This is a genomic window from Dyadobacter sp. CY327, assembly GCF_021390415.1.
Lineage (GTDB): Bacteria > Bacteroidota > Bacteroidia > Cytophagales > Spirosomataceae > Dyadobacter > Dyadobacter chenhuakuii.
The window spans coordinates 874,573-891,480 of sequence record NZ_JAJUXJ010000001.1 but is presented as its reverse complement, the minus strand read 5'-3'; the positions used below and the strand labels follow the sequence as shown (position 1 = coordinate 891,480).

General features: G+C 43.8%; 11 protein-coding genes. 4 read left to right on the top strand and 7 right to left on the bottom strand.

Annotation, left to right across the window (positions count from 1 at the left end; translation table 11 throughout):
- The 3 genes from LZG74_RS03815 to LZG74_RS03805 all read right to left on the bottom strand — a co-directional run bounded on the left by LZG74_RS03815 (position 1) and on the right by LZG74_RS03805 (position 6,484).
- Complete coding sequence (locus tag LZG74_RS03815) at positions 1-4,539, bottom strand: M4 family metallopeptidase (RefSeq protein ID WP_233795278.1); 4,539 nt, start codon at positions 4,537-4,539, stop codon at positions 1-3.
- 155 nt (positions 4,540-4,694) lie between these two features.
- Complete coding sequence (locus LZG74_RS03810; RefSeq protein ID WP_233795277.1) at positions 4,695-5,561, bottom strand: mechanosensitive ion channel family protein; 867 nt, start codon at positions 5,559-5,561, stop codon at positions 4,695-4,697.
- Between the two features lie 101 nt (positions 5,562-5,662).
- Positions 5,663-6,484 carry an SHOCT domain-containing protein gene (locus tag LZG74_RS03805; protein ID WP_233795276.1) on the bottom strand — a complete coding sequence of 274 codons (822 nt, stop codon included), beginning with the start codon at positions 6,482-6,484 and terminating at the stop codon, positions 5,663-5,665.
- A gap of 274 nt (positions 6,485-6,758) precedes the next feature.
- Between LZG74_RS03805 and LZG74_RS03800 the strand changes: the two genes are divergently transcribed.
- Both LZG74_RS03800 and LZG74_RS03795 read left to right on the top strand, forming a co-directional pair.
- Positions 6,759-7,676 carry a hypothetical protein gene (locus LZG74_RS03800; RefSeq protein WP_233795275.1) on the top strand — a complete coding sequence of 306 codons (918 nt, stop codon included), beginning with the start codon at positions 6,759-6,761 and terminating at the stop codon, positions 7,674-7,676.
- Between the two features lie 168 nt (positions 7,677-7,844).
- Positions 7,845-8,336, top strand: a complete 492-nt coding sequence (locus LZG74_RS03795) for a hypothetical protein (protein ID WP_233795274.1) — start codon at positions 7,845-7,847, stop codon at positions 8,334-8,336.
- Between the two features lie 472 nt (positions 8,337-8,808).
- Here the strand turns inward: LZG74_RS03795 and LZG74_RS03790 are convergent, their stop codons facing one another.
- From LZG74_RS03790 to LZG74_RS03775, 4 genes are all read right to left on the bottom strand, one after another.
- Positions 8,809-10,173, bottom strand: coding sequence for a TolC family protein (locus LZG74_RS03790; protein WP_233795273.1), 1,365 nt, complete (start codon positions 10,171-10,173; stop codon positions 8,809-8,811).
- A gap of 31 nt (positions 10,174-10,204) precedes the next feature.
- Positions 10,205-13,330: an efflux RND transporter permease subunit gene (locus tag LZG74_RS03785; RefSeq protein ID WP_233795272.1), complete on the bottom strand. Its 3,126-nt coding sequence runs from the start codon at positions 13,328-13,330 to the stop codon at positions 10,205-10,207.
- A gap of 14 nt (positions 13,331-13,344) precedes the next feature.
- Positions 13,345-14,421 carry an efflux RND transporter periplasmic adaptor subunit gene (locus tag LZG74_RS03780; protein WP_233795271.1) on the bottom strand — a complete coding sequence of 359 codons (1,077 nt, stop codon included), beginning with the start codon at positions 14,419-14,421 and terminating at the stop codon, positions 13,345-13,347.
- A gap of 189 nt (positions 14,422-14,610) precedes the next feature.
- On the bottom strand, positions 14,611-14,886 hold the full coding sequence (locus LZG74_RS03775) for a helix-turn-helix transcriptional regulator (protein WP_233795270.1): 276 nt from the start codon (positions 14,884-14,886) through the stop codon (positions 14,611-14,613).
- Between the two features lie 242 nt (positions 14,887-15,128).
- Here LZG74_RS03775 and LZG74_RS03770 point away from each other — a divergent pair, with 242 nt between their 5' ends.
- Together LZG74_RS03770 and LZG74_RS03765 are read left to right on the top strand one after the other, a co-directional pair.
- The gene (locus tag LZG74_RS03770; protein ID WP_233795269.1) at positions 15,129-15,395 is read left to right on the top strand and encodes a filamentous hemagglutinin; all 267 of its coding nucleotides are present in this window, start codon (positions 15,129-15,131) and stop codon (positions 15,393-15,395) included.
- 94 nt (positions 15,396-15,489) lie between these two features.
- Positions 15,490-16,878 (top strand): hypothetical protein, encoded by a 1,389-nt coding sequence (locus LZG74_RS03765; RefSeq protein ID WP_233795268.1) that lies wholly within the window; start codon positions 15,490-15,492, stop codon positions 16,876-16,878.
- Positions 16,879-16,908 lie beyond the last annotated feature (30 nt).

The following is a 16,908-nucleotide window of genomic DNA, read 5'->3' as shown; positions in this document are numbered from 1 at the left end:
TCAAGGTTTTTTAGTGGTGTAAATATATTCATAGTCAAAGTTGATGCTAGACCCAACCCATCGGCCACCAAATGCACCAGAAAGCGGTATCTTTTCAATAAGGGGCATTTTAAGGCCCTGAGTAGCCGGCAGCCCATCATATAAGTACAGCCAAAATTGATACGATGGCGTTGCAGCATAATCATCGTCAAAGCCGTTGAGGTCAGTAATTTCAATATCAAAATTATACATAGCCGTTTCCTCTGACAAATCACCGTTAGCGCTTGATCCCGTCAAGTCTTCTGGAACAAATGGGATTCCTACACCATTTACATAGCCAGTCCACTGCCTGTGATAACCTTTGTTACTCGTAACGGTCAAAGTATAGCTGTAACTGTTAGGTGTGGCGGCTGTTTCACTGTCTGTAACGTCAACAGTGAAGCCCAGTACCGGTAAAAAGTTTTTGTCAGAATCCTGATTTGGATCATTCGGTTCTGGTTCTGCCTGAACCTCATTAGGATCATACTCCTTGATGTTTTCTCCATCCTCCTTTTCTTCTTCTGCATTTGCAGTTCTAAAATGTCCAAAAGTGTAGGTTTCGGGAAAGTGGGTTGCCGTTGGGGTTTGGGTCATAGCCGGGGCATCCCAGGTGTAATCAGTGTTTACGTTTAGGTTTGAAAGTGTAATACTTGTGCCAAAAACGACTTGCTCAAATATCTTCTGGTTGCCTTTATACAATCGGAATAAATGCCCTGCCGGGGCCCATTGTTCATACCAGGAGAATTCAGCTTTATCGTTGTCTACAGTTTGAGCACCTTCGGATGGATATTTAAGATTTGTCGTTGGCGGCCTCAACCAGTAAAATGACATTGGTGAATATGGCCCTACGATCCAATCACCATTCTCATCTTTCGCTTTTGCCCTTACACGCCATTTGTGCCCGCCCTTTGTGCCGGTAGGATCACCACCTACTTCCTTGGGCATACTTGTCTCAGACGTAGAATTATAATTATCATGGACTTCATCTTCAACAAAATCAGAATAAACATCATATTCCTCTGCGCCTGCAACGGGCGACCATGAAAAGACTTCCGTTGCTTTATCATATTTGAAAACTGCGTCGTTAAAAGGCAGCAGCAACTTTGGTGCCGGAATCAGCGCATAGTCAACCACAAAAGTCGAAAAGTACTTTTTGCCGAACTCTTTTTCAGTAATAAATGGAGACGTGACATCCCTATATGGCTCAAATGCCCAAGTATATACTTTACCATCCGAGACATCAGGAAGCCTTAGATTTTCGTGATCATAAAGCACCTGCGGCAGGTTCCTGTCATCCGTTTTGTCCTGGATATGGTAACGGTAACCGGTGGCACCGGGTGCTTGCTTGGCCGAAAGCAGAATATCTTCTCCGAAGGGGGCAACGTGCTCCTGGTCAGCAGGACCGGGTGGAACCAGCAACGGCGATTCCGGCAGGTCGGTTTGGAAGGACATTGGATCAGTCCAGGTGCCGAAAATGTCCGTATCAGTCAGCCCAGTTTGTACGAATTTTTTCAACCCCTTATCCCAGGTAACACCCTCTTCTGAACCGAGTTTGTGTGTGGCTGTGATTTGCCAGCTATAATCACGTTCCTTAGCCAACGCAAGCTCCTTGGCTTCTGCCTCATCACCGGTTGCTTCCAACGGAACATCCTGCACAGGCACTTTGCCTGTCAAATCGGTCACTCTCAGAATATAACCGGCAGCACCAGGTGTCGCCTGCCACTCAAAGACGCTTTTCCAGGCTGTGAGCTTATCTAGTTCCAATGGGCTGATTGGTTTTGTAATAATCGGAGCAGCTGTTACTTGTAACACCGGGCTCCAATTGTTCACCATCTTTTCAAGGGCACGACATTCCAGATTTCCACCCAACGAGCTCGCACAACCCGGCCCGCCAGCGGCATAAAGCCTGGTTCTGACGTAGTATGTCCCTTCTTCTAAGAAAAACTTGGCAGTATTTGTACGCTTACCCGGGTCTTTTTCATCAATGTAAGGAAGCAACACCTCGGTTGTATGCTGAAAGGCGCGGTAAACCGGTGATACCAAATCGTTGAATGCTACATCTTTGGAAACTTCGAACAGGCGATATTCGATCTTGTCCGGGAAATATTCGTCTGAGCGAAATTGTGCATTAAATGGATCCACCACTTTAACTTCGTTACCATCCGCATCAACCGCCCATAATTTAGGTTGAGGAACAAATTCTTTGCCAATTACGCAGGTGAGTGCATCATTGCATTTCTTCCAGGTTCCTGATGTTTCCTTGTAGCCATGGAACAAAATTGAAGATTGAATAGCGGTGACTACATCGTCAAAAGTTGGGTTTGAGGGAAGAAAATATAGGAAAGCAGCAAACATGATCTTTTCCGGAACACCTTCTTCAAGCCCGGTAAAAACGCGGGTCTGACCCTTTTCATTAGCAAAGCCGCCCAACGGGGTCCCCTTGGAGATTAAATAATAAAATTGTGTCCAAACTCCCGCCATCTGATCAGGGTTTGCAACGTCCCAGTTTTTTCCGTTGTAAAAATTTAATTGCCCTTTTGCTTTTGGGTCGGAAAAACTGCGCAAGTAATTGCCGTCCGCAAATAGCTCTGACCCGATCGTCCACAACGCTTCGTCACCTTTCGATAATCGATATTCATTGCTGATTTCTAAGCCAAAAATGTCTATCAACGCCTTGCGAATGGCAATTGACTCTTTGGATTCGGGAAGCTGTATACTTTTTACCGTGTTATAAATTCCCGCGAAGTAATTTCCTGCAATTTGATCCAAGGTCATTTTTGCAGGATCTGAATCAGATTTGATTTGAGCAAGATATGCTCCTGGGATAAAGTCAGGACTCGGAGAGCCAATAAGGTGTTCAATAAATTTACTTGTGCCCTTAAGCCCTATAAAATTGAACTTTTTAGCAAAATGGTCCACACTTGCTCTTATACCATGATTGAGACTAACAATCGATTTAGACAGAGATACATTATTATCAATAGTATAAATGCCATCGTTATCCAGATCAATTGGATAATAGGGAGCGTTGGGACTTATTGGGTTAAAAATTTCCGTAAGTATTAAAACATCAACATCCTGACAATCTCCAATCCATTGGGCTTTTTTACCTTGGGGGTCATTGTCCAGACCTGTAACCTGTACGTTAATTGGGACTGATCCATTCCAACCTTGCGCAAGCGTCTTTGGACCTGAAACACAATTTGGATTAGCGAAACCCCATCCGTCGCCAATTCCAGCTGCCTTGAAAGCATTTTTAATTTGTTGGTAAACATGCGAGCCATCCCCATATCCCATTTCCTCTGCCACTTCCAGCATTTTGACGCGGACATCAGGGAATGTCGATGACCATGAGAGTTTCTCCGTAAATGTCTTAAAAAAGAGTTTTAATGACAGTTCATAAGTTGCCGCTGGATTGTTTGGAATAAGCGGCAATACAATGAAAGTTCCGTTTGCGGGGTTCTGATCAATATAACCTGTCTCCCCAACGTTCATCCGAAATAAGATCTTGCTGAGAACCATACCATTGCCATGTGAATCGAATCCAGGTTCATCTGGGTTTTTCCAAAACAATCCTTTGTAACACTCAGGCAATGACCAAAAATGAGGTGAAATTGAAAAATTTCTCTTGCTATCCAGCCCCATTTCTTGTATCAGAAATCCCCAGTCAGGATTTGCAAAACCTGCTCCTGGTGTGTTCTGAACGGCAAAATAGTTTTTCAGGGCACTACCAATTACGTCTGCAAAACCTTCCCCTAGCGAACTGCTTTCCTTGTTATACTGACCTGGTCCCCAAGCTGACAGCCAAATAAGGTGTGTAAGCTCGTGACCTATCACATCCCTGGTCAAACATGGATTGGATAATCCCTGCCCTACATTATAAGCAACTATGGCTGGGTCAAACTGAGTTACAGCTGTCGGCTGAGAGTTTGTAATGACGCTTGTAACCGTTTTTAAGCCACCAATATCGACTCCTTTCCAACCAAAAAGATCATATGTCATACGATGGAATTCCTGAGTATGAGCCAAAGCACTGATTCCATGTACCGTAGGATACGGATGTGTAAAGTCGGCTGATAAGGAATTTAAAAATTCCATTGTGTTGAATGGCCCATTTTGCCCCTTTGCACTTAAGGGCGATGCAAAAAGTAAGGCAACTTTATCCACGCCGTTAACCGGATCGATACCCTCACCGATAACTTCTGTATTACTATACAACCCTTTTAATTCATCCTTAAACGAGCATAGTGCAACCGAGGTTGATGTTGGATCATTTGGATCTCGCAGATATTTGGTCGCATACAAAGGGACCTTGTCATGATAGTAAGTTTTTCCAGCTGGAATTTTATAGTGCTGCGGAGCATACATTGTTCCAAACGGACCCGGCTTTTCATTAGGTAAATAATAGAGCTGCGAATAGCATAAGAAAGATAAAATGGACAAGGCCAGCGTTAACAAGGATTTTCGAAACAGGGCATGTCTCACTTTTTCCTTCCAAGTCATTGGATAGAATTCTTGCATAAAAAGTCGGGTTAAAATGTGCTAAATAAAAGATAGCTTGTGCTATCCTTTGTACTGAAATGCAAAGGATAGCACAAGCCATTTAAGAGCACGAATGCAATTAGCCTCCGGTGAATGTGAGCTATCCAGAGGGTGTAAGAAAATTACGGTTAACGCTAATCCTTCGTCAGCGAAGGCAACAGCTCCACCGGCCGCGCCGGCGTCGGGAACGCAATGTTATTTTCATCAAAAACCTTTTTAATGCCCTTCATAGCGACACTTTTTGCAGGACCAGGGCCGATTTTTGATTGGTCGATCCAAAACAGGATTTCAAAGTCGATGCTTTTTTCGCTGAACCGGATGAAGTTGAGTTCGACTGGCTTTTTTTTGTCTAAAAAAGGGAGGAGTTTGATGGCTGAGAGCGCGACATCTTCTACAACAAACAGGTCGTCTTTGTAGCTGATGCTGCATTCGAGCTGCACTCTGCGATCGCCTGAATTGGTAAAGTTTACAATGGGTTTTTGAAAAATATCCTTGCTTGGAAGTTCAACAAGCTGGCCGGCGAAATTATCCAGCTTAACAGACCGCAAACCTATGGAAAGCACTTTGCCCGTAAATCCATTGGTTTCAATAACGTCACCAACTTTGATAGGACGCTGAATGGCGATGAATGCGCCGGAAATAAAATTGGTGGTAAGATCCTGAAAAGCAAACCCAAGTGCCAGAGCAAGCACCCCCGCTCCTGCCAGCAACGACGTCACTGTTTTATCCAACCCCAAAACACCAAGTGCGAAAAACAAGCCAGTCATCACAATGGCAATACGCGTTATTGCAGAAATAAGACTTACCAGCGCGATATTTTGAGAAGCCCTGGCAAGGCCTTTTTCCATGAACCGACTTCCGTAACGCGCCAGGAAACGGAAAACGACTAGGATGAGGATCGCAATGACAAGGTTAGGAACAAACCGAATGCTCTCGTCAAACCATTTGTCCAGCTTCACGACAATGGGGTCCGTTATTTTTGAAATCTGCGCGAATAACATGGGTGCAATTTTCACGCAAATAACGCGAATAACAATCATCACGCAAAAGGGCCAGGAAATTGACTTTCCCGGCCCTTCAATATTATCTTAACGAAGCGAACTTACAACCTCGAAAGCAGCTCTTGCTTTTTGGCTTTAAACTCCTCCTCTGTAATCTGTCCTTTCTCAAACAAAACATTTATCTTTTCAATAGTAGCAATGATAATGTCCTGCGGGCTGCGATCAGCCGCCTTTCGGTCAGCAGCACTCAGATCAACCGTTTCAGCGTTCAAATCGGCATTAGACGTAACGTCATACGCAATTTCCGGTGTAGGCTGTATCTGTTCGCCCGGTTCGGATATCAGGGCCAAGCTTCGCAAGTCGACCGAACCATCCTGGCTCGTAAATGTATACGAATTCCCACCTCCCTGCTGCTGCGCAATGCCGGTAATGTGGTGATGTTTCGTGTCATAAATAGTCCGTTTACCATTATCTTCAATAACCAGCCTTCTCACTGGCGCAAAATAGGCGTAACGAAAATTATTCTGGGAACCGCTCGCAGTAGGAGTTCCGAAAACTGAAGGCCAGGAACCATCCCTGCTAGACGATGCGCCGATTTCCTGGCGCTGCACATTCGAGCAATCTTCAATTTGTTCATCAGCCGACTCCTCGTATAAAACCCTCGTCGAGATCTGCTCCGACAGCTCGCTGCAAAGCTTATCAACTGTGCTCTTGAGGGAATTGTTAAACATATCCCCTATCATGGTCATCCCTCCCTTCATCCACTGTCCCGAACCACCCAATTCGGCAATGTTAAATTGGGCCATTGTCCCGTTCCTACTGATCACAGCACGCAAAAGTGCCTCAACACTCTCGGTCTTAAGATTATATTTCGCAGCAATGTCTTCAACATATTGCCTGCCTGAACCTGTAAGTGCTTTCATAATTTTTTCTTTCTTTTCCTATATGTATTAAAAAATGGTGCCATTGAGCGATTGTAAGCAACTCATCCTATAAATACCAGCGTCTGTTTTCAATCCGTAGCCCACTAATTACTACTACTAATAACCTGTCAAATTACTATTTGGGCAATCTAATTTGGATGATCCATTCTGCCGCAGGCTCATCCAACCGTACCATTCAACCAACGCATTTCTTTCCATAGCAAGCTTGCGATAAGTTTGATGCAGTAAAATTTTTTAACAAAACACAAACATTATGAAATTACTTCACAATGCCCCAGCAATCACAAAAGCGATCGTTCTAGCCGCCATGATGAGCGCTTGCCAAAATGAGAAAGATGCTGTTGTATCTCCTGCAACATCGGTCGAGCAGGAAAAGGATGCAAATGCAAAAACAGCTATTACATATCTAATTAAAGACGGCGGAACCAAGCTTACTTATTCCGGAATCAGAAACCAATTGGTGAAAGAACTGGATGGCGCCGGATGGCTCAAAGAGTACACTTACAGCGGCAACAATATTACTTGTGCCCTCAAAACGAATGGGATTACGGTATACAAAAACTTCATTACTTATACTTTGAATGCGAAAGGGCAATGTGTTGAAAGTGTACATACTGCCACTGACAAAGTTATTGGAGGAACTTACATTTATGTATACAATGAACTGAACCAACTTACCTTGGTGTATCACAAATCCCTTCCTAAGCTGCGCCAGGTATTTGAATACGAACAAGATGCCGACAATAGCCTGCAGGGAAAATCTCTAAGCAAGATCACTTTCTATGATCAATATGACAAAAAAGAGAAGGAAATTATTTTTAAACACGCCAACGGCAAGTTCGTAGCGCAAAGCAATAGTAGTGGTAACGTATACGAAACTTCGCTTGAAGCTAATCCTTTAAATCCAGTAGGACTTGCGGAAGCAAATAGCGCATACCTACCAATATTTGGCAAATTCAGCAGATATGTCTTAAAACAAACGGTTCATAAAGCATTTGTTGGGCAGATCATTTATCCATACCCAGTTTTCAATTACAATTTATCAGCAAAAAGCTTGGGAGGAGAAATTACAACATATGATTTTATAACAAAAGATGATTTTGGGAAGATATTGTCAAAAGTTGAGCGAAAATACTCAACTACACCACAGGCTGTAATGATAGGCCAGTAGTTTGATTTTTTAAATAAAGTGGTCTGTCAGCAAACGTTTACAGACCACTTCACTTTTCGCCGAAGATTAAATGAAGCTAACCACTCAGCCATTTATTCTTGCTTAGGCATAATCAAGCGATAACTTGTCCCGGTTAAAATAAATTTCCAAAACACAACTATGAACAGTATGAAACTACTTCAAAATCTATCCGCAATTACAAAGGCAATTGTTGTTGCTGGTATGCTTGGCGCTTGCCAGAATGAGAAAGAAGCAAATGTAAGCCCAGTTACTAAACAAGCGAATGAATTAAATAATGAAAAGGCGAACTTCGCACTCTTTTATAAACGGTTACTCGTTGACGGAGCGACAAATCTCAGTTATTCAGGGCTTAATAAATTAATCAGCTATGAATCCGTCACAGGCTCAGGCGTACACACCGATTATGACTACAATAATATTAGTATAATATACGCAAGAACTCGCAAATCTTCTAATTATGAACTAATCGAGACATCGGCCTACAAGTTGAATTCAGATGGAAAGTGCGCTGAAAGTCATCACGTTAAGAATGGATCGACAGAAATATATACATATAAATATAATCCAGAAGGGCGCCTAGAAAAAGTCTACAAGGAAAGTAACCCCCAATATTCGTCAGGAATTTTCTTACATGAATAATGGCAGTGGAAAATATAATCTGAGCACGATCAAATTTTTCGACTCAAAAGGCCAATTGACTAAACATACGACTTACACGTACTATAACAATGAAGAAGATCCTTCAAAATTAAATCCAACGATTATAGTATTTGGGCGGGCGAAGTATCTCCCTATTTTTGGTAACTTTAACTTCAATTCTATTAAATCGGTAAATGAAACCAATTACCTAAACCAAGCTGTTTCATCGAATAGCAGCCGTGAATTTAGTTACACTTGGAATGAAGATACATGGATACAGAATGTAGTAGAAAAGAGCAGCATCGGAATAAACTCGTTTAAAAGAAAATACGGTAAACTAGGAATGCTGTAGCAGTAGACAAAATTGTAAGACAATAAGTTAAAAACAGAAGAACCCCAGACACAATCCGGGGTTCTTCTTAATACACAACCTAAACACAACCAGTTGATCATTATTAACGCTGAGTAAATATTATAGCTGATCCTTTACATTCCCTGTAATGCGATCGAGTTCGATTTTTGAGGATAGATAATCGTAGACCGCTTCCAGATAATTGGATTTGGCTGATGTTAATGCGAATTCGGAATCGATTAGTTCGAGCCTGGATGCGACGCCTTTTTCGTATCTGTATTTTGTGATGGAATAGCTGAGCTCGGCAGTTTCCGAGACATTCTGCTGGGTTTTGATCCTTTCGGAGGTTTCGATTAAACTAGCCAGAACCTGTTTTACTTCGGATTTAAGTTGCTCCTGCGCATTGCTGTAAATGACATCGGCTTGCTGTCTTTCAATTTTGCCTAATGCAATTTTGTTAATATTCTGGTTTCCGCTGAAAATAGGAATAGCAAACTGCACCCCGGCATAAAAAACAGGTGGATAAGCAGCGTTTCCTAAGCGAAACTGATTGGTTTGCGTCTGGATCTGATACTGGCTGATAAAGCTCACAACCGGCAATCGCGCAGTTTTGTATAACTCAATTTCTTTGTCACTGATTTCCTTGTTCAATGTCAGAATTTGTAAATCAGGGCGCTGCTGGATGGACAGCTTGTAGGTTTCGTCTTCCGCCGGGACTGATTCACTGGCATTAAGTTCCAGCGAGTCTGAGAGAATGTAGTTTGTTTCCGAAACGTCCCCTAACAAATTTCTCAATTGCTGCTGGCTTATTTGCAATGCATACGTCAGCCTGAGCACGTCCGGTTCCAGATTCTTTACGGATGTATATGCGCGTAATGTGTCCACACGCAATGCGCGGCCTTGCGCGAGCAGCGAGCGTGAATCATTCAAGGCTTTCTGGTTTCTGACAATGCTTTCCTTTTGCAACTTTAATCTTTCATTCAGAACAAGCAGCTGAACGTAATTTTGCTTCACCTGCGCCACCACATCCACTTCTCTCTGGCGAAATGAAAGCTGACTTTGTTTTTCAAGCAGCCTGCGGCGCTCGATCTCGTGCTTAGCACCGGAATTATAAATGGGCTGAACCAGCGAAATTTGTGCTGCACCAATGTCTTCACCACCAAAACGTGCATAACCGATTTTTTCAGAATTCCCGGTATTCCCATTCAAACCAAAGAAAACCGGCTTTTGAAAATAATGCTGGAACTGACCTGTAAGACTGATGTTTGGCATCAACAAACCGCGCGTAATGGCGGTCTGTTGTTTGGCTTTGTGAATGTTGATCGAATCGATCCGGAGATCGCGGTTCCGGCTTTGCGCTAACTCAATGGCTTTTTGCAAAGACAATGTTTGGCTCTGCCCCAAAGACAGTAAGGGACTCAGCAGCAATGCAATAACAAATGCGTGTGCCGATATTTTATATGGATTTAAAACTGACTTTTTCATGATTTCATGTGGTATTATATTCCTGAAAGGATTAATGCGTGTGTAGTAAGGCCTCTTCTGCCACCGACTCGTTTCCGTCTTCCGTTCGCTTTTTGTGTGGTCGGGACAGGTAAGAATAGATGGAAGGAATGACATAAAGAGTGAGCACGCCGGCGAAGATCAAGCCTCCTACAACCACGATACCGAGCGATTGGCGACTTCCCGATGCTGTTCCGAGCGACAATGCGATGGGTAATGTTCCGAAAATCATGGCGAGCGTGGTCATCAGGATCGGGCGGAACCTGGATATCGCTGCTATTTTTGCGGCTTCAAATGTGGAAGCACCTCCTTCTTTGCTCTGATTGGCAAATTCCACGATCAGGATTCCATTCTTGGTGATCAAACCAATGAGCATAATGATCCCGATTTGACTGAAAATATTGACAGTTTGTGCTGTAAACCAAAGACTTAGCAATGACCCGGTTAATGCCATAGGAACTGTCAACAAAATGATAAACGGATCCACAAGGCTTTCAAACTGTGCTGCCAGAACCAGATATATCAACACGATAGCAAAAATGAATGCAAAAATCAGGCTTGAACTACTTTCGGAGTAATCCCGGCTTTGTCCTGCTAATGCGGTGCTGAAACCCTTAGGAAGTTCTTTGGACGTAATTTTATCCAATTCTTGAATGGCTTCCCCCAAACTTACGCCGGCCGCCGGGGTTGCAGAAATGGTTGCGCTGTAAGATTGGTTGTAACGGTAAATGGCGGGAGGGCTGATGCCTTCATTTTGCTTCGTAAGGTTATCCAGGGACACCATTTGACCACTTCCTGACTTTAAATACAACGATTTCAAGTCATAAGGCGCGGATCTGTCTTCCCGATCGAGCTGGCCGATCACTTCGTACTGGCGATCATTGTGAATAAAATAGCCATATCTCCTGCTGCTCAGCGCAAGTTGTAACGTCTGCCCGATGGCTTGAGTGGAAATACCCAGTTGCGCAGCCCGCTGACGGTCAATGCTGATGCTGATTTCGGGGCGGTTTATTTTAAAATCTGCGTCGGCGAAAACGAGTTTTTTATTTGCACTTACCTCTCCCATTAACTTGGGCATAATGTCGATAAGCGCTTTTAAATCAGGGGCCTGAACCACATATTGAACGGGCTGCGTATTTCCGTAACCTCCAATTGTTGGTGTTTGGACTGGAATAATGAGGACATTTCTGAACCGCTGAGAAGCAACAACCAATTTATTGAAAATCTCTCCCTGCGTAAGTCCGCTTTTACGGTCTTTTGGTTCTTCCAGGAAAATCCATTGAAATCCACCATTCACCGGCTGTGTTAATGTTCCACCCGCTGCTGCAACGGCTGTATAAGTGCGCTGCTGGTTCAAATCCGGAATAGAATCGCTGATAAAATTCCCTATCTCCTTCATACTCTGCTCCATACTCTCATAGGAAGTTCCCTCGGGAGCCATTACGGCCAGCCCGATCATGGACCTGTCTTCCAGAGGCGCCAGCTCGGAAGGCAACTTCGGCGCAAGCCAGAAAGCGACTCCAAACGACACCAAAAGCAGCACAATTCCAAGCCATCGCACTTTCATAAATGCGGAAAGCGATCTTCCGTAAGCGTCGTTCATGGCTATAAACCACGGCTCCGTTTTCTTGTAAAGCCAGTTTTGCGAAGTGCCCGATTTGAGCAGATAGGCGCTCATCATGGGGGTTAAAGTAAGTGCTACAAAAGCTGAAACAGTCACCGAACCCGCCACAACAATCGCGAATTCTTTGAACAAACGACCTGTAAGGCCACCCAAAAAGAGGATGGGCAGGAACACGGCAACCAGTGTAATAGTGGTTGAAATTACCGCAAAATAGATCTCATTGGAGCCCTCCCGCGCCGCTTGAATGGGCGACATCCCCTCTTCCACCTTGCTGTATATATTTTCCAAAACAATGATGGCATCATCTACCACCAGCCCGATCGCCAGAACCAGTCCTAAGAGTGTTAAAACATTGATCGAGAAATCGGCCATGTACATGATAAAGAATGCCGAAACGATTGAAACGGGGATGGCCAGCAGCGGGATCAATGTGCTTCGCCAGTCTCTCAAAAAAACGAATATAATGAGTGAAACCAATGCAAATGCAAGCAGCAATGTTTCTTCAACTTCTGATAATGAGTTTCTTACGGGAACTGTAAAGTCTTTACCAAGGGCGATTTCGTATTCTTTTGGAGCTGTTTTTTTAATTTCTTCAAACCGTTTCTTAAACTCATCCACAATAGCCAGCGAGTTGGCGCCACGTTGCGGGCTTACACCCGTTCCAACGCCGTATTCAGCTATTTTACCATTATAAATAATCATCGCCGTGCGCTCATTCTGCGATGACATTACGGCTTGGCCCACATCTTTGAAGCGAACAATAGCGCCGTCACTTTCCCGCAGGATCATGTTGTTAAAATCATCCTCAGTAACGAGCCTTCCCTGCGTCCGCAAGGTGACTTCTGTGTTCTGGCCCTCAATGCGACCGCTTGGTAAATCCACATTTTCACGTTGCAATGCAGTCTGAATATCTGTTGGCGTCAGACCATAAGAGGCCAGTTTCACGGGATCCATTCTCAATCGCATCGCGCGCTTTCTGCCTGCATACGAATCCACCAGCCTTACCCCGGGAATGGATTGGAGCCTTTCCTTAATGTTGATATTAACAAAATCGGTAACGTCTTCCAGTGTTTTGGTCTTACTCTGAACGGTTAGAAAAACCAGGAAATCCGCAGGCCCGGCTTTCTCTACAATGGTTGGTTCAATGTCTGTCGGCAGTTGCTGGCGGGATTTTGAAACCTTATCCCGAACATCATTCGCAGCTGCTTCCAGGTCTGCATTCAATTCAAATTCAACGGTGATAATGCTCACCTGTTCGCGGGAAGTGGATGAAACAGAACGGATTCCGTTCGCTTCGGCAATGGCTTCCTCTAATGGTTTTGTAACCTGCGAAGCGATGATATCGGCGCTCGCACCAGGATAAACCGTTGTTACCATCACAATCGGCGAATCTGTAACGGGATATTCGCGTGTCCCAAGGAAGGTGTAACCCACAATCCCGAAAAGTATAAGCAGTACGGACATCACCCCGGCCAGAACCGGCCGGGAAATACTTACTTGTGAAATAGCACTCATGATTAATAGATTTTTTATTTAACAGAGACCAATTGAATGGCGGAACCGGGTGTCAGACGCAGCATATTGCTTGTAATAATCGTGTCGCCGGGCGCGAGTCCCTTTGTAACGTGCACAGCATAAGCGTTTCGCTCGCCTACTTCAATGGCTTTAAAACCTGCCTTGCCTGCATTGGCCACATACACGCTATAACCTTTTGAAGAAGGGATCAGAGCCTGGTTCGGGACCATTAATGCATTACCGGTGTTGCTTAAACGTAACGTCAGGCGCGCACTTTGCCCGGGTAAAAGTTCACTCCCCTTGTTATCCGTCACCGCACGCATCAGCAATGTTTTGGTTTTTTGATCCAATCCGGCTTCATGCGCTACAATCCTTCCTTTGTAAATTTTGTCGTTGGATTCAACATTATACTGCACTTCATCGCCTGTTTTCAGCGTATTTGCATGTTTTTCGGGAACGGCGAAGTCAATTTTCAGGCGGCTGTTGTCTGTTAGCAAGGCAAGCGGGCTTCCCGGCGTGACGAAAGCACCGGTGTAAACATTCACAATGCCCAGGTAACCGCTGAACGGAGCACGTATGCTCGTTTTCGCGATCATTACTTTCAGCTGTTCAATTTTTGCTTGTAAAACTTTAAGATTTGTAAATGCCTGGTCGTAGTCCTGTTGAATCGCTGCTTCTTTGTCAATCAGGTCTTTAAGTCTTCTTTCGTTAAGCAGAACCAGTTTTTCCTGCTGTTTCAATTGTTCCAATTCGGCCAAAAGGTCCGCATCATCCAATTTGAACAACAATGTTCCTGCGTTTACGAATTTTCCTTCTCTGGCATGCACCGCAACCACTTTGCGGTTGAGTTCGCTTGAAATATTCACCTCCTGATACGCCATCAGCGTTCCTGAAACGGTCATTTCCTCATTTAACGATTCCGCTTTAAGCACCTGCCCGTCGACCGGAGTTCCGGTTGACTGCGTGGCAGCTGCCGGCGTAGCTGGCTTTGGCTTTTCGGATGTGTATCCTTTGAAGAATACGGATAGCAATATCACGCCCGTAATAATGAGGCCTGATATGATTTTGGCTGATTGAATGGTCTTTTCCATATATAGATTAATTTAAATATTTCGATTGATTAGATAATGGTTTATTATTTTTCATGGCTAATAGTGATTTACTTTTCATGGCTAATATTGCTTCGCAGAATTTACTTCATTCCAGAGACAGACGGATCAAGTAAACTTCGGTTACTTATTAATATATCGAAATGTATCGATATATCAGGGTAAAAAAACTCAGATTTTTAATTTGTTCAAAAACTCAACGTATTCATTGAGAACCTCTTTGTTCAATTTGTATTTCACGTTTCTTCCTTCTTTTTCAACCAGGATCAGATCAGCGTCTGCCAGTTGCTTAACATGATGGGAAATCGAGGGTTGGGTTAAGTCGATAAAATCGGAAATCTCGTGACAATACAAACAATCTTCTTTCTGGCGCAACTCCTGTAATATGAGAATACGGCTGGGGTCGCTCAACGCTTTCGATATCCGCTCCACTCTCCTGACCTCCATGATTAACGATATATAGATAAATTTGAATGTATTAATAAACTGCACAGTGCGTACATTACAAAGCAACCTCACAAAAAATTCCCATAAGGCGGAAAACTTTGAAAAATTTTGAAAGAGCACTAAACAAGCTTAAATCAATCTGCATCAGAAAGCATTGACAATCCGGAATGTGCATCTTGCCTCGGCACAGTTATTGTATCCTTGCCTTTTACATTTCTACCAAGCAACAAACGTTTGAAACCATGGATATTTATCAAATAGCTTCTGAATACTGGGACGGGGCTGGCATTGCGAATGACCCTTCTGATCCGCGCGAAACACCGCCTTTTGATCCGCGCCCGGAAGTGCCGTCGCCTGAATCACCGGAAGAAACTCCACCATTTGAGCGGGAACCTGAAACGCCGCCGATTGCCCCGGAACCTGAACTTCCGCCTGTCGAGCCGGTTATTCCCGAGGTTGAACCACTGCGTGAACCAGGCACAGAACCCGGTATCCCTGCTTTTAATTAAGCCGCGGCACCGCCTGAATAAGTCTCATCTACTCCTATTACAGTTCTGTCGATTAAATATCAGTTCGGAGTGAAGTGGCTTAATTTTTAGAATCATGGACAACAATCAGATCGTAACGGCACTTTTTGACGCCGTACAAAACAATAATCTTGACATTGCCGACGCAGATAAGAAATTTTATACGAAGCTTGTTTTGCATGCGGCAGAAATTCGAGACTTATACACACAACTTTATAATGACCATCCGGAATCCAGCGCCAACTTCACAAAGCTGATCGAAGTGCTGATATCCGCTCATCTGAGCAGGCCCCAGGATTTAAAGGAACGTGATAATAGAAAGTCGGAAAATTGGTATCTGAGCAACGAGCTTGCCGGAATGCATATTCAGACGGACCGTTTGAATGATACGCTGAACAATTTAGCAGAAAGGCTTCCCTATTTGCAGGATTTGGGTATCAATGTCCTGCATCTGACACAGGTTAAAGAAAATCTTAACGAAGTAACGAGAGTAATTCACGAGCATAGCATGTATCTGATGCTAGACCTTGCATTGAAAGACAAGGACAGATCGGATCATTCTCAATCTGCGTCGATTGTAAACCTATTGCAAGAAATTTTTCTCTGCGCCAATCATGGTGCAGATATATTGCGGATTAATGCTCCGGATTTCCATGACGCCCAATCGCAAATTCATACCACGCTGCAATTAATCAAACAATGCTTGCAGGTTACGGCGCCTGGCCTGGCTCTGGCTGTAAAAGCAACGACTTCATCAGAAGATGCTTTGAAGTTCTTTGGTGAGGGAAGATATAGTGCCAAAGAATGTGATTTTGTATATAACGATACGCAAATGTCACTGCAATGGGACGCGTTGGCTTCGGGTCAGGTTACCGCCATGATCGAAGCAGAAACTAATTTAACTGAGAAACCTTTTGGCACAACCTGGATTAACTTTGTAACACCAGATGATGACGAAAACAGCGCCACATTAGCTTCGCTATGCGGTCTGGACAAGGCAATTCAGGAGAAAAGTGAAATGCAGATCAGCATGGCTATTCAACGCATTTTGCTGGTGCAGGCAAACAGCTTCTTTCTCGGCGGGCTTCCTTTTCTGTCTTATGGAAATGAGGTCGAAGGCAACATTCAAAACGAAATTTTTTCAGGGATCAAAAGATTGCTGCAGATCAGAAAAAGCCTTGACGTCGTTTCTGATACAAAAAATACCAGATGGCTGCCCAGGCATAATATTCACATTGCCGGTTTTGTACGAAATGGGCGGGAGAAAGTACTTTACTGCATTTTTAATTATAGTAATGAAAGTGCCTACCTTACCTGGCAGGCGTTCAGGCACAACGGCATTGCGCCTGAAAAGCTTTACGACCATTGGCGGGAAATTTGTGTTGAGCCCGGGAATGATGCTGAATTTCTGGTACTGGAACCATACGAATTCTATTTAATGGAAGTAGTGGCAGACAAAGCCTAGAAAAGTTTCTACATATTTTATAAAATACTT

Coding starts and splice junctions, on each gene's coding strand:
- LZG74_RS03805 (WP_233795276.1), bottom strand. CDS start 6,484: ATGAAAGCACTTACAGGTTCAGGCAGGCAATATGTTGAAGACATTGCT.
- LZG74_RS03765 (WP_233795268.1), top strand. CDS start 15,490: ATGGACAACAATCAGATCGTAACGGCACTTTTTGACGCCGTACAAAAC.
- LZG74_RS03790 (WP_233795273.1), bottom strand. CDS start 10,173: ATGAAAAAGTCAGTTTTAAATCCATATAAAATATCGGCACACGCATTT.
- LZG74_RS03770 (WP_233795269.1), top strand. CDS start 15,129: ATGGATATTTATCAAATAGCTTCTGAATACTGGGACGGGGCTGGCATT.
- LZG74_RS03815 (WP_233795278.1), bottom strand. CDS start 4,539: ATGCAAGAATTCTATCCAATGACTTGGAAGGAAAAAGTGAGACATGCC.
- LZG74_RS03780 (WP_233795271.1), bottom strand. CDS start 14,421: ATGGAAAAGACCATTCAATCAGCCAAAATCATATCAGGCCTCATTATT.
- LZG74_RS03800 (WP_233795275.1), top strand. CDS start 6,759: ATGAAATTACTTCACAATGCCCCAGCAATCACAAAAGCGATCGTTCTA.
- LZG74_RS03810 (WP_233795277.1), bottom strand. CDS start 5,561: ATGTTATTCGCGCAGATTTCAAAAATAACGGACCCCATTGTCGTGAAG.
- LZG74_RS03795 (WP_233795274.1), top strand. CDS start 7,845: ATGAAACTACTTCAAAATCTATCCGCAATTACAAAGGCAATTGTTGTT.
- LZG74_RS03785 (WP_233795272.1), bottom strand. CDS start 13,330: ATGAGTGCTATTTCACAAGTAAGTATTTCCCGGCCGGTTCTGGCCGGG.
- LZG74_RS03775 (WP_233795270.1), bottom strand. CDS start 14,886: ATGGAGGTCAGGAGAGTGGAGCGGATATCGAAAGCGTTGAGCGACCCC.